Below are 12,664 nucleotides of genomic sequence, written 5' to 3'. Positions count from 1 at the left end.
CCGGGCGGGCGGCGGCCCGCCGCCGCCCGCCCGGCCCCATCCCGCCCGCGGCGGCCCCGGCGTAGGGTGGCCCCATGGCTGACACTGCTGACTACCGCATCGAACACGACACCATGGGCGAGGTCCGGGTCCCGGCCGACGCGCTCTACCGGGCCCAGACGCAGCGCGCCGTCGAGAACTTCCCGATCTCGGGCAAGCGGCTCGAGCGCAAGCACATCGAGGCCTTGGCCCTCGTGAAGAAGTCCGCCGCCCTGGCCAACTCGGCGCTCGGGGTCCTCGACGCCGAGCGCGCGGACGCCATCGCGGCGGCCGCAGACCGCGTCGCGTCCGGCGAATTCGACACCCACTTCCCGATCGACGTCTTCCAGACCGGTTCCGGGACGTCCTCGAACATGAACATGAACGAGGTCCTGGCCGAGCTCGCCACCCGCGCGCTGGCCGACGCCGGCAGCTCCACCACGGTGCACCCGAACGACCACGTCAACGCGTCCCAGTCCTCCAACGACGTCTTCCCAACCTCCGTGCACGTCGCCGCGACGTCCGCCCTGGTCCACGACCTGATGCCCGCGCTGGAGCACCTCGCCGCGTCCCTGGAGCGCAAGGCCGAACGGTTCGCCGACGTGGTCAAGTCCGGGCGCACCCACCTCATGGACGCCACGCCCGTGACGCTCGGGCAGGAGTTCGGCGGGTACGCGGCGCAGGTCCGCTACGGCATCGAGCGCGTCCAGTCCGCCCTGCCGCGCGTCGCGGAGGTCCCCCTCGGCGGCACCGCCGTCGGCACCGGCATCAACACCCCGGCCGGCTTCCCGCAGCGGGTCATCGAGCGTCTCGCCGAGGAGTCCGGCCTGCCCATCACCGAGGCGCGCAACCACTTCGAGGCCCAGGCCAACCGCGACGGGCTCGTGGAGGCCTCCGGCCAGCTGCGCACCATCGCCTACTCGATGATGAAGATCGCCAACGACCTGCGCTGGATGGGCTCGGGGCCCAACACGGGGCTCGGGGAGATCGCCATCCCGGACCTGCAGCCCGGCTCGTCGATCATGCCCGGCAAGGTGAACCCGGTGATCTGCGAGGCCGCGATCATGGTGGCCGCCCAGGTCGTCGGCAACGACACGACGATCGCCCTGTCCTCCACGAACGGCGCGTTCGAGCTGAACGTGGGCATCCCGGTCATGGCCGCGAACCTGCTCGAGTCCATCCGCCTGCTGGCCAACACGTCGCGCGTCATGGCGGACAAGATGGTCGACGGGATCGAGGCCAACGAGGAGCGGGCGCGCTTCCTGGCCGAGGCGTCCCCGTCCATCGTCACCCCGTTGAACCGGTTCATCGGGTACGAGAACGCGGCGAAGATCGCGAAGAAGGCCGTCGCCGACGGCCTGACGGTCCGGGAGGCGACGCTGGCGCTGGGCTTCGTGGAGCGCGGCGAGCTGACGGAGGAGCAGCTCGACGCGGCCCTGGACGTGGCCTCGATGACCGGACCGGCCGCCCCGTAGCTCAGCCGAGCAGGCGCGGGGTCGGGTCCGGGTCCAGGGCCCACTCGACCGCGCGGCGGTGCTTCGGCGGCAGGTCCGGCAGCGCGTCGGGCGCGTACCAGCCGACGGCCGTGTTCTCGTCGTCGTTCACCCGCGCCTCGCCGCCCAGGTGGCGCAGGGCGAGGATCACGTCGAGGTACTGGGCCCGGTCCCCGTTGGGGTAGGTGACCGGGTCCGTGGTGGCGACGCCGACGAGGCGCTCGACGGCGGCGGCCACGCCGGTCTCCTCCTCGACCTCCCGCACGGCCGCCGGGCCGGGCTCCTCCCCGGGCTCGATGATCCCGGCGGGCAGCGTCCAGCGGCCGTTGTCCGCCCGGCGGACGAGCAGCAGGTCGCCGTCGTCCCTCCGGACCACGGCCTTGACGCCGGGCAGCCAGAGCGGATCGTGGCCGATCTTGGTGCGCAGTTCGGCGATGAAGTCTGGGACCGGCATGCGGCTATCCTGCCACGAGCAGCGCGGCCGCCGCCCCGACGACCATGAACGGCCCGAACGGGATGTGGCTCTTGCGCGTGGCCCGGCGCAGGGCGATCAGCGCGATGCCGTACGCGCCGCCGAGCACGAACGTCGCGAGCGTGGCCAGCAGCAGGTGCTCCCAGGACAGGTACCCGAGGTACATCCCGAGGATCCCGGCGAGCTTCACGTCCCCCAGCCCCATGCCGGAGGGCTGGACCAGGTGCAGGACCAGGTAGAAGGCGAACAGGGCCGCGCCGGCCAGGACGAGGCGCAGCAGGGCCCCCCACTCCCCCGGCAGGCCGGCGGCGGCGCCGAGCAGGACGAGCGCGGCCGGGTACCAGGGGAAGATGATCCGGTTGGGCAGCAGGTGGCTGCGCGCGTCGATCCAGGCCAGCCGGGCCCCGTTGACGACGAACAGGAACAGCGCCAGCGCCAGCGCTGCCGTCGCGATCGGGCTCGTCGCGCGCAGCTCCCCCAGGGCGTCGATCATGCCCTCCAACCTACTGCACCCCGCCGCCGCGCGCGGACCGGCTGGCTAGACTGTGGGCATGCCGGATCCCTGGAGCCTCACCGGGCCCGCGGCCCCGCCCGAGCCCTTCACGGCCGCCGCGTTCCGCCGGCTGTGCCGGTCCTCGCCGTGGCGCTGGGAGACCCTGCGCTTCCGGCTCGAGTGGAGCGGCCCCGGCGCCGGGGCGGCGGCCCCGCTCGCGGTGCGGGCGTGGCTGCGCCGCCCGGGCGCGCTGCGCGTGGAGGACGACGCCGGCCGCCTGCTCTTCCGGACCACCGGCATCAACGACTCCCGCGGCTCCTTCTACGCGTCCGGCACGCGCGCGGCCTGGCTGCTGCCGCCGCGGCTGTCGGCGCCCGTGTACGACGACGACTCGCTCGTGCGGCGCCGCCCAGAGGCGGCCTACGGGGACCCCGTGTTCGCGGACCCGCGCTGGGCCGCCCTCCTGGACCCCGTCGAGCTGGCCGGCAGCGGGCCCGCGCCGGCGGGGTCCCCGTTCGCCGCCCCGGCGGCCATCGACTCCCTGGAGCGGACCGTCCACGAGGGCCGGCCCGCCGTCGCCGCGGTCCTGGTCCCGAACCGCGGCTACGCCCCGGCCACCCCCGGCTCGCCGCTGCTGGGCGCGGGCCGGAACCGGGTCGTCGTCGACTGGCGGACGGCGGTGTGCGTCGTCGCCGAGGAGCTGGACGGCCCCTTCGCCGGGCGGGGGCACGCGGTGCGGATCGACGGCGTGGACGAGTACATGCTGGACGACCTGTTCGTCGGCGACCCGGTGCACCTGACCGATGTCCGGGAGCACATCCCCTGGGACACCGGCCAGGCGCGCGGCGGGGGCTAGATCCGGCCGCCCTCCAGCAGGTCCGTCACCAGCGCGGCCACCGGCGAGCGCTCGGAGCGGGTGAGCGTGGTGTGGCCGAAGAGCGGGTGGCCCTTGAGGGTCTCGACGACGGCGGCGACGCCGTCGTGCCGGCCGACGCGGAGGTTGTCGCGCTGGGCGACGTCGTGGGTCAGGACCACCTTGGAGTTCTGGCCGATGCGGCTCATCACCGTCAGCAGGACGTTCTTCTCCAGCGACTGGGCCTCGTCGACGATGACGAACGAGTCGTGCAGGGACCGCCCGCGGATGTGCGTCAGGGGCAGGACCTCGAGCAGGCCGCGGTCCATGACCTCCTCCATGACGTTGTCGGAGACGACGGCGCCGAGCGTGTCGAACACGGCCTGGGCCCACGGCCCCATCTTCTCGCTCTCGCTGCCGGGCAGGTAGCCCAGGTCCTGCCCGCCGACGGCGTAGAGCGGACGGAACACGACGACCTTCTTGTGCTCGCGGCGCTCGAGGACGGCCTCGAGGCCGGCGCAGAGGGCGAGCGCGGACTTGCCGGTGCCGGCCCGGCCGCCGAGGGAGACGATGCCGACCTCCCGGTCGGTGAGCAGGTCGATGGCCAGGCGCTGCTCGGCGGAGCGGCCGTGGAGGCCGAACACGTCGCGGTCGCCGCGCACGAGCCGGACCAGCCCGTCGGCGCCGACCCGGCCGAGGGCCGAGCCCCGGCTGGAGAGGATGACGAGCCCGGTGTTGACCGGCAGCTCGGCGGCCTCGGGGATGGCGACCGGCTCGTGGTGGTAGAGCGCCTCGACGTCGGCGTCGGCCACGTCGACCTCGGCCATGCCGGTCCACCCGGAGTCGGCGACGAGCTCGTTGCGGTACTCGTCCGCCTTCAGCCCCATGGCCGAGGCCTTCACGCGCATGGGCAGGTCCTTGGAGACCACGGTGACGTCGCGGCCCTCGTCGGCGAAGTTCTTCGCGACCGCGAGGATCCGCGAGTCGTTGTCCTGGCCGCGGAAGCCCACGGGCAGGACCTCGGTGGAGACGTGGTTGAGCTCGACGCGCAGCGATCCGCCCTCGTCGCCCAGCGGCAGGGCCCGGTCCAGGCCGCCGTGGCGGATGCGCAGGTCGTCGAGCAGGCGCAGGGCCTGCCGCGCGAAGTAGCCGACCTCGGGGTCGTGGCGTTTCTTCTCCAGCTCGGTGATGACGACGATGGGCACGATCACCTCGTGCTCGGCGAAGCGCTGCACGGCGCGCGGGTCGGAGATCAGCACCGACGTGTCCAACACGTAGGACCGTTCGCCCACGCTCTGGCGGTCGGGGATGGCGGCCGCGGCCGCCTCCCTCGGGTCCGCCGGCGCGGTGCCGGTCGTCGTTGCTACGGGGGCGGTGTGCGTCTGCGCCACGATGACTCCCAACCAGGGCGGGATGCCCTAGGACCTCTCCTGCGGGTGGACCGGAACGGCCGCGAGGCCGGTGCCGGCCTCCCCGGGGAACGAAGCAAGCAGTCCCATCGGTGGCCTTTCCGCATCGGGTGGCCCTGTTGCCGCCCGATGCCCCCAAGCTAGACCCGCGCGGGCCGGGCGGTGGAACCGCCACGCCACGCGTCGCGAAACGCGGGGTGAACTTCGGGTGCCCCCGCCCGCTACGAGCCGAAGCGGCGCTGCCGGTCCCCGTAGTCGCGCAGGGCCCGGAGGAAGTCGACCTTGCGGAAGTCGGGCCAGAGGGCCTCGCAGAAGTAGAACTCGCTGTACGCGCTCTGCCAGAGCAGGAAGCCGGAGAGGCGCTGCTCCCCGGACGTGCGGATGACCAGGTCCGGGTCCGGCTGGCCGCGCGTGTACAGGTAGCGGGAGACGTCCTCGGGCTCGAGCGACTCGGCGACGTCGGAGGCCGTGCGGCCGGCCGCGGCGGCGTCGCGCAGCAGCTCCTTGACGGCGTCCACGATCTCGCGCCGGCCCCCGTACCCGATGGCGACGTTGACGTGCAGGCCGGTGGCGGCCCGGGTGGCGCTGGCCAGGCGGTGCAGGGACCCGGCGAGGTCCTCCGGGAGGAGCTCGAGGGCGCCCACGGGCTGGACGTTCAGGCCGGGGTCCTCCGCGAGCCGGTCCAGCAGGTTCGCGATGATCCCGGTGAGCTGGTGCAGTTCGTCGCCGGAGCGGTGCATGTTGTCGGTGGAGAGCATGTAGAGCGTGACGGTGCCGATCCCCAGCTCGCGGCACCAGCCCAGGAACTGCACGATGTTGTCGGCCCCCGCCTGGTGCCCGTGGGCCGTGGGCGCGCCGGCGAGCTTGGCCCAGCGCCGGTTGCCGTCCACCACCATGCCGATGTGCCCCGGAAGCTTCTCCGGGGACAGTTCCCGCTCCAGGGCCCGCTCGTACAGGCCGTAGAGGAACCCGGGCAGCTTCACCGCGCCTCCATCCGCTCGTCGCGCCTCCCCCCGTGGGAGGCGCACGTCCCACGCTACCGCCTGCCGGGGCGCCCGGGCGGATGGCGCCGCCGCTGTCCTACACTGGCCGCGTGTCGACTCCCGCCGCCCCAGCACCCCACGAGGACCTCCGCCCGCGCCTGCGCGGATGGATCCATGCCGGCATGGTCCCGCTGGCGCTTGCCGCCGGGATCGTGCTCGTGGCCCTGGCCCCCGCCCCCGCGGGCAAGTGGGTCAGCGCCGTGTACGCCGTGACCGGCCTGGCCCTGTTCGCGGTGTCCGCGACGTACCACATCGGCCGCTGGACGGCGCCGGTCAAGCTGGTGCTCAAGCGGCTGGACCACACCAACATCATGCTGGTGATCGCCGGCTCCTACACGCCGCTCTCGTGGGCCCTGCTGCCGGAGCCGAAGGCCGCCCTGGTCCTCACGCTCATCTGGGCGGGCGCGCTGGCCGGGGTCCTGTTCCGGGTCGTGTTCACGCACGCACCGCGGTGGCTCTACGTGCCCGTGTACGTGGCGCTGGGGCTGGCGGCGCTGGCCTTCATCGGCGACTTCTTCGCCGCCAGCGTCCCGGCCGCCGTGCTGGTCTGCGTCGGCGGGGCCCTGTACATCGCCGGCGCCGTGTTCTACGGGCTGAAGCGGCCGAACCCGCACCCGGAGTGGTTCGGCTTCCACGAGCTGTTCCACGCGTTCACGGTGGGCGGCTTCGCCTGCCACTACGTGGCGATCATGCTCGCCGTGCTGGGCCGCTGACACGGGCCGCCCCCGCCAGGAGCACCAGGAACCAGACCAGCGCCGCCCCGCACGCGGCGGTCCCGCCCGCAGCCAGCGCGTCCGCCCAGCCGAGCCCGCCGCCGGCTTCCGGCCCCGCCGTCGGCCCGCCCGGTCCCGCCGCGGCCCCGGCCCGCGCGGCCCCGGCCCGCGCGGCCGCGGCGACCGCGAGCGCGGCGGCGCCCGCGTTGTGCAGGGCCAGCCGGATCCGGCCCGCGCGCCCGAGCGCGGCGGCGCGCCACTTGAGCGCTGCCGGTCCCCCGCCCAGCACCACGGGCACCAGGTAGGCCAGCGCCCCCAGGAGCACTTGGAGCACGAACCCGGCGGCGAGGACGGGCACGGCCAGTCGGACCAGTCCGACGACGGCGTCCCAGGACGGTCCGCCCCACACGGCCACGCCGGCGGCCAGCGCCGCCATCCCGACCACGAGCCACAGCAGCGCCGCCGCCGTGGACGCCGGCGCGAAGTCCCGGGGCCGGCGGGCGGCCAGGGTGCGCAGCGGCGACGACGCGGCGTAGCCGGCCGCCAGGGCATAGCCGGCCAAGCCCGCCGCGGCCAGGGGGACCCAGCCGGTGGCTGCCCCCGCGGCCGCCACCGCGACCGCGCCCAGGAGCGGGCCCCACGCCCGGCGGACGGTGGCCTCGGCCCCGGGCACCACGCGCGCGTGGAGCATGGTGGGCAGCAGGGTCGCCGCCGTGCCGAGCACCGCCAGCCCGATGAAGCCCGGCAGGTTCACGGCCCAGTGCGCGAACAGCAGTCGGGCGCGGGCGTCGCCTCCGCCCGTCCCCGTGCCGAGCGCCGCCCCGAGCAGGGCCCCGGCGGGCAGCAGCAGGCCGGCCGCGACATAGTAGTGCACGCTCGCGCCGAAGCGCGAGGGCAGGGCGGCCCGGGACCGCCGGGCGAGGGCGACGGCGTGCCAGGCGAACGCGCCCCCGGCCAGGGCGGAACCGGCCACGGTCGCGGCGGCCGAGCCCCACGGGACGCCCACGGCGACGGCGGCCGCTCCCGCCGTGTAGGCGGCCAGGCGCCACGCCACCGGGCGCCGGTTCGCGGCGGGCCCGCGCAGGAGGGCCTCGGCGAAGTGCGTGCTCCAGACCAGGATCGCGGTCCCGGCCGCGCCGAGCAGCAGCGCGTGCAGCGTCAGCCACCGCGCGGCGGGCACCTGCCCGGACGCGGCGGCGGCCACGGCGGCCACGGCGAGCCAGACCGCGACCGGCGCGTTGGCCCGCCGGTGCCAGCGGGCCCGTGGACCGGGCGTCCCGGCCTCCTGCGGTGTCCCGCCGGGTCGCGTCACCGCCGGTCCACGCCGGGTGCGAGCAGCGCGTCGGCGACGGCGGCGCCGTCCGCCAGCGGGGCCTGGCACACCGTCCCGTGGCAGACGTAGGCCCGCAGGCCGCCGTTCTCGCCGGGCGGCCGTCCGGCGAGCAGGGCGGGCGCGGCCTCCCCCTCCGGCGTCCACGCGGCGGCGGCCCCGGCGAGCACCGCGGCCCGCAGGCCGGCCGCCCGTTCCTGGTCCGTCCCGCCGGCCAGGCCCAGGCTCGCGGGCCCCGCCCCCGCCGGTCCGGCCTCCCAGCGCGCGGCGAGGGCCAGCGCCGTGCCGACGACGTGCGGGGCGCGGCCGGCCAGCGCGAGGGCCGGGGCGGCGAGCTCCAGGGCGGTGCCCAGGCCGGGTTCGTCGCCGTCGATCCCTGCCTGCGCCGCGAGCGCGGCCGCGGCGAGGGCGGTGCCGCTGGGCGTGGCGTCGTCGAGGGGCTCGAGCCGGGCGCGGCCGCCGCGCGCCGCGGCGAGCATGGGCTCGGCCTCGGCGGCGTCGCGGGGCTCCCCGCCGGAGAGGAACCGGTCGCGGGAGGCGGCGAGGACGGCGCGGGCGCGATCGAACCAGCCCGCGTCGCCCGTCGCGGTCCCGACGGCCTGGAAGCCCAGGGCGGCCGCGGCGTGGTCCTCCAACAGGCCGGGCCCGCCGGGGCGGCCGCCGTAGGAGACGCGGGCCAGCCCTGCGCCGTCCCAGTGGACGTCCCACAGGTGGCCGGCGACCCGTTCCGCGAGGCCGGTGAGCCGGTCCTCGCCCAGCAGCATCCCCGCCTGGGCGAGCGCCTGCGCGGCCAGCCCGTTCCACGCCGCGACGACCTTCGCGTCGCGGGCCGGCTGCGGGCGCCGGGCCCGGGCCTCGGCCAGGCGCGGGCGCACCCGGTCCCAGGCGTCCCACTCCGCGGCGTCGGGGATCCTGGCCAGGGCCACGGTGCGGGGTTCGGCCGGGGACAGGGGCCCCGGCGCCGCGAGGGGTTCGACGGGGGCGCCGTCGAACAGGGGCGCGAGCGCCTCCCAGTCGCCGCCGGCCAGCGCCGCGGCCTCCTCGTCGGAGAAGACGTAGGTGCCGCCCTCCGCGTGGGTCCCGTCGGCCAGGACGGTGTCCGCGTCGAGCGAGGAGGCCAGGCCGCCGCCGTCCAGGAGCAGGTCGCGCTCCAGGAACGCGGCCGTGCCGAGCGCGGCCCGGCGGCCCAGGTCCCGGTGCGCCGGGTCCCCCGCCTGGACGGCCCAGCGCGCGTAGTGCCGCAGCAGTTGCGCGTTGTCGTAGAGCATCTTCTCGAAGTGCGGCACGCGCCAGCGGTCGTCGGTGCAGTAGCGGGCGAAGCCGCCGCCGACGTGGTCGTGCAGGGCGCCCAGGGCCATGGCCTCCAGGGTGCGGTCGGCCAGGGCCGCGGCCTGCCCCTCGGGCCCGGAGAGCACCGCCGCGTGGGCCAGGAGGAAGTCCAGGGCGGACGACGGCGGGAACTTGGGCGCCGGCGAGAAGCCGCCGCGGGGGTGTTCGGTCGCGGCCAGGGCGCCGACGGCGGCGTCCAGCAGGCCCTCGGGGACCGGCCGCGCGGCCTCCGGCAGCCGCACGGGGCCGCCCGCGGCGCCCGCGCCGCCGTCGTCCCCCGCGGCCCGGGCGCCCCCGTCGTCCGCCTCCCCCGGGGCGGCCGGGGTCCGGAACAGGCCGCGCTGGGCGTCGGCCAGGGTGCCGAGCCGCTCGGCGAGGGCACCAGCCTGCCGCACGAGCGGCCCGCGGCGGTGCGCCCACGCGTCGGCGACGGCCTCGAGGACCTGCCGGAACGAGGGCTGGCCCACGCGCGGGGACGGCGGGAAGTAGGTGCCGGCGTGGACGGTGCGCCCGTCGGGCAGCGCAAACACGCTCATCGGCCAGCCGCCCTGGCCGGTCAGAACCTGGGTGGCGGACATGTAGGCGGAGTCGACGTCGGGGCGCTCCTCGCGGTCGACCTTCACCGGGACGAAGTGGGCGTTGAGGTACCCCGCCAGCTCCGGGTCGTCGAAGGACTCCCGCGCCATGACATGGCACCAGTGGCAGGCCGCGTACCCGATGGACAGGAAGACGGGCACGTCCCGGCGCGCGGCCTCGGCGAAGGCGTCCGCGCCGTAGGGCCACCAGTCCACGGGCTGGTGGGCGTGCTGGCGAAGGTACTCGGACGCGGCGTCCGCGATCCGCTCGGCCATGGCTCCTCGATTCCGCCCGGCCGCCCCGCTCCCCCGGCCGCGCTGGGTGGGGTGCTAGCTGGGTCCGGGGCGGTCCCGCCCCGGGGTGCCGGGGTCGCCGACGCCGCCGGTTGGCCGGTTCCGCTCCGGCAGGATCTCGTCGTCCCCCGCGGCCGCGCGGCCGCGCTCCACGAGGTCGGCCTGCCGCTGCTCGGCCTCGCCCGTGTAGCGGACGCGGCGGATGCGGCGGGCCATGTCGCGGATGAGGAAGATCACCACGATCACCATCGCCGCGGTGGCGACGAACCCGGCGAAACCGGGGCCGATCTCCCGGGCCGCGTCCTCGGTGGGGGCGCCGCCGAGGCTGCTCGCGGTGACGGACAACTGGTGGATCAGGTTCACTTCTCAGGCTCTTTCGTGGGGTGGGCGCCGGCGTCGGCGCGCTCCATCCAGTCTACCCGGCGGGGGCGCGCCTCCCGCGGGCTCCGGGCGCGCCCGGTCAGCGCAGGCCGGCGAACAGGTCGGCCTCGGGGATCTCGGTGGCCACGCTCGAGCGGACCAGCGTGTAGTCCTCCCACGGCCAGTGCCGCGCGTAGAGCTCGGTCGGGACGGCGAAGAAGAACCCCTCGGGGTCGATCTGGGTCTTGTGCGCCAGCAGGGCCCGGTCCCGCTGGGCGAAGAAGTCCGCGCAGGCGACCTGCGTGGTGGTCTGGTGGGGGCTGGCCCAGCGGAACATCTGGTCGTCCGGCTTCTCCTCGTACAGGCGGACCCGTTCGGCGTAGGGCGACTCGAGGCCGGCGGCCTCCATCGCGTAGTGCAGGGCCAGGAAGCGGTCCGGGCTGAACGCCCGGTCGTAGTACAGCTTCGCGGGGGCCCAGGGCTCGCCGAGGCCCGGGTACCGTTCCGGGTCGCCGGCGGCCTCGAACGCGGCCACCGTGACCTTGTGGGTCATGATGTGGTCCGGGTGCGGGTAGCCGCCGTTCTCGTCGTACGTGGTCACGACGTGGGGCCGGAACTCGCGGATCAGGCGCACGAGCGGCGCCGCGGCGCGCTCGACCGGCTGCAGCGCGAAGCAGCCCGTGGGCAGCGGCGGGAGCGGGTCGCCCTCGGGCAGCCCGGAGTCGACGAAGCCGAGCCAGCGGTGGCTGACCCCGAGCGCCTCGGCCGCCTGAGCCATCTCGGTGCGGCGCAGGCCCGCCAGGTCGCGGTGGGCGTGCGCCAGCTCGCCGGCGGCGGCGTTGAGGATGTCGCCGCGCTCGCCGCCCGTGCAGGTGGCCACCATGACCTCGGCGCCGGCGGCCGCGTAGGCGGCCATCATCGCGGCGCCCTTGCTCGACTCGTCGTCGGGGTGCGCGTGCACGGCGAGCAGCCGCAGCCCGTGCGAGGGGGGAATTGGCACGGTCTGGGGTTCGTCCACTCTCGGGTGCTCCTGTCGGTTCTCGGATGTGTGCGCCGCCCGGGCGGGACCTAGACTGGTGGGGATGGACGCCCAGGAGCCGCCGCGGTCCGCGACGCAGAATTCCACTGCCCCCAGCCTAGCCAATCGCTATGGGGCGCCCAAGCGCGCGCTCGGGCGGCGCACGGTGCGCTGGCTGGTGGCGGCGGCCCTCGTCCTCGCGGTCGGGGCGGCCGCCGTCGTGACCCTGCTGAACACCCAGCGGCTGGAGGCGAAGGACATCGCGTTCGAGATCACGTCGGACACCTCGGCGACGGTGACCATCGACATCACCAAGCCCGCCGACGCGGCCGTGGAGTGCTCCGTCCAGGTGCTCAACGAGGAGTACGCGGTCGTCGGCTGGTCCACGGTCCGGGTTCCCGCCGGCGGGGGCCGCGGGCAGGAGACGGTGCGGCGCACCGTGGAGTTGCGCACGGAGTCGATCGGCACGTCCGGCGGCCACGGCTCCTGCTGGGAGGTGTGACGGGCGCGACACGCCGGTTGGCTTGTGTCGCCCCGTCTCGCTAGACTTTTCCCCAAGAGAGTTCGCCCCGCCGCCTGGTGCACGGCATTTTGCTGGTCACCGACGCGGCGGGGTCTTTGCTTGGGCCCCCGGGCCGGGCAGGGAAGTCCAGGCCCGGCAGCCGCCGGGCCGTCACCACAAGGAGAAGCAGTGCCCACCAACAACGACGCCGTCTGGCTGACCCAGGAGGCCTTCGACCGCCTGACCGCCGAGCTCGAGCACCTGCAGGGGCCCGGCCGCGCGGAGATCGTCGAGCGCATCGAGCAGGCCCGCTCCGAGGGTGACCTCAAGGAGAACGGCGGCTACCACGCCGCCAAGGAGGAGCAGGGCAAGGCCGAGGCGCGCATCGCCTACCTGAAGGACCTCCTCGCCAAGGCGGAGGTCGGCGACGCGCCGGCCGACGACGGCGTCGTCGAGCCCGGCATGCTGGTCGAGGCGGTCATCGCCGGCGACAAGACCACGTTCGTGTTCGGCAGCCGCGAGGTCGCCGGGGACACCGACCTGACCGTGTTCAGCGAGCGCTCCCCGATCGGCCAGGCCATCAACGGCCACAAGGCCGGCGACAAGCTCAGCTACACCGCGCCCAACGGCAAGGACATCGCCGTCGAGATCCTCGGGGCCAAGCCGTACTCGGCCTAGCCGGCCCGAAGCCCAGCACGGCGGCGGGGGGGGTTCTCCCTAGGGGGGGGGGGAGGGACTTTGTGGGGGTGTGGGTAAAGGGGG

General features: G+C 75.6%; 13 protein-coding genes. 5 read left to right on the top strand and 8 right to left on the bottom strand.

Going from position 1 to position 12,664, the window contains the following annotated elements; genetic code table 11:
• Positions 1 to 74: 74 nt before the first annotated feature.
• Entirely contained in the window at positions 75 to 1,493 is a 1,419-nt protein-coding gene (locus AC1Q5D_RS16365) for a class II fumarate hydratase (protein ID WP_481739519.1), read from the top strand.
• Position 1,494: 1 nt separating this feature from the next.
• Here the strand turns inward: AC1Q5D_RS16365 and AC1Q5D_RS16360 are convergent, their stop codons facing one another.
• Together AC1Q5D_RS16360 and AC1Q5D_RS16355 are read right to left on the bottom strand one after the other, a co-directional pair.
• The gene (locus tag AC1Q5D_RS16360; protein WP_481739518.1) at positions 1,495 to 1,965 is read right to left on the bottom strand and encodes an NUDIX hydrolase; all 471 of its coding nucleotides are present in this window, start codon (positions 1,963 to 1,965) and stop codon (positions 1,495 to 1,497) included.
• Positions 1,966 to 1,969: 4 nt separating this feature from the next.
• Positions 1,970 to 2,476, bottom strand: a complete 507-nt coding sequence (locus AC1Q5D_RS16355; protein WP_481739517.1) for a prepilin peptidase — start codon at positions 2,474 to 2,476, stop codon at positions 1,970 to 1,972.
• A gap of 58 nt (positions 2,477 to 2,534) precedes the next feature.
• On the opposite strand from AC1Q5D_RS16355, the gene AC1Q5D_RS16350 reads away from it, so the two are divergent.
• Positions 2,535 to 3,332, top strand: a complete 798-nt coding sequence (locus tag AC1Q5D_RS16350) for a hypothetical protein (protein WP_481739516.1) — start codon at positions 2,535 to 2,537, stop codon at positions 3,330 to 3,332.
• On the opposite strand, the gene AC1Q5D_RS16345 is transcribed toward AC1Q5D_RS16350, so the two are convergent.
• Both AC1Q5D_RS16345 and AC1Q5D_RS16340 read right to left on the bottom strand, forming a co-directional pair.
• Positions 3,329 to 4,639: a PhoH family protein gene (locus tag AC1Q5D_RS16345; RefSeq protein WP_481739552.1), complete on the bottom strand. Its 1,311-nt coding sequence runs from the start codon at positions 4,637 to 4,639 to the stop codon at positions 3,329 to 3,331. The genes AC1Q5D_RS16350 and AC1Q5D_RS16345 overlap by 4 nt on opposite strands.
• 320 nt (positions 4,640 to 4,959) lie before the next feature.
• Positions 4,960 to 5,721 (bottom strand): isoprenyl transferase, encoded by a 762-nt coding sequence (locus tag AC1Q5D_RS16340; protein WP_481739515.1) that lies wholly within the window; start codon positions 5,719 to 5,721, stop codon positions 4,960 to 4,962.
• A 182-nt stretch (positions 5,722 to 5,903) separates the two neighbouring features.
• Between AC1Q5D_RS16340 and trhA the strand changes: the two genes are divergently transcribed.
• Positions 5,904 to 6,494, top strand: a complete 591-nt coding sequence (gene trhA / locus AC1Q5D_RS16335) for a PAQR family membrane homeostasis protein TrhA (RefSeq protein WP_481739551.1) — start codon at positions 5,904 to 5,906, stop codon at positions 6,492 to 6,494.
• On the opposite strand, the gene AC1Q5D_RS16330 is transcribed toward trhA, so the two are convergent.
• The 4 genes from AC1Q5D_RS16330 to mca all read right to left on the bottom strand — a co-directional run bounded on the left by AC1Q5D_RS16330 (position 6,469) and on the right by mca (position 11,382).
• Positions 6,469 to 7,806: a hypothetical protein gene (locus AC1Q5D_RS16330; RefSeq protein WP_481739514.1), complete on the bottom strand. Its 1,338-nt coding sequence runs from the start codon at positions 7,804 to 7,806 to the stop codon at positions 6,469 to 6,471. The genes trhA and AC1Q5D_RS16330 overlap by 26 nt on opposite strands.
• On the bottom strand, positions 7,803 to 10,004 hold the full coding sequence (locus tag AC1Q5D_RS16325) for a thioredoxin domain-containing protein (protein ID WP_481739513.1): 2,202 nt from the start codon (positions 10,002 to 10,004) through the stop codon (positions 7,803 to 7,805). The genes AC1Q5D_RS16330 and AC1Q5D_RS16325 overlap by 4 nt, the downstream gene beginning before the upstream one ends.
• A 54-nt stretch (positions 10,005 to 10,058) precedes the next feature.
• Positions 10,059 to 10,385, bottom strand: a complete 327-nt coding sequence (locus tag AC1Q5D_RS16320; RefSeq protein WP_481739512.1) for a hypothetical protein — start codon at positions 10,383 to 10,385, stop codon at positions 10,059 to 10,061.
• A 97-nt stretch (positions 10,386 to 10,482) separates the two neighbouring features.
• On the bottom strand, positions 10,483 to 11,382 hold the full coding sequence (mca, locus tag AC1Q5D_RS16315; RefSeq protein WP_481739511.1) for a mycothiol conjugate amidase Mca: 900 nt from the start codon (positions 11,380 to 11,382) through the stop codon (positions 10,483 to 10,485).
• Positions 11,383 to 11,464: 82 nt separating this feature from the next.
• Between mca and AC1Q5D_RS16310 the strand changes: the two genes are divergently transcribed.
• Both AC1Q5D_RS16310 and greA read left to right on the top strand, forming a co-directional pair.
• Positions 11,465 to 11,902: a DUF4307 domain-containing protein gene (locus AC1Q5D_RS16310; RefSeq protein WP_481739510.1), complete on the top strand. Its 438-nt coding sequence runs from the start codon at positions 11,465 to 11,467 to the stop codon at positions 11,900 to 11,902.
• 189 nt (positions 11,903 to 12,091) lie between these two features.
• On the top strand, positions 12,092 to 12,580 hold the full coding sequence (gene greA, locus AC1Q5D_RS16305; RefSeq protein WP_481739509.1) for a transcription elongation factor GreA: 489 nt from the start codon (positions 12,092 to 12,094) through the stop codon (positions 12,578 to 12,580).
• Positions 12,581 to 12,664: the final 84 nt, after the last annotated feature.

It is taken from the genome of Arthrobacter paludis, assembly GCF_056782315.1.
This window is presented reverse-complemented; position numbering and strand designations above follow the sequence as displayed.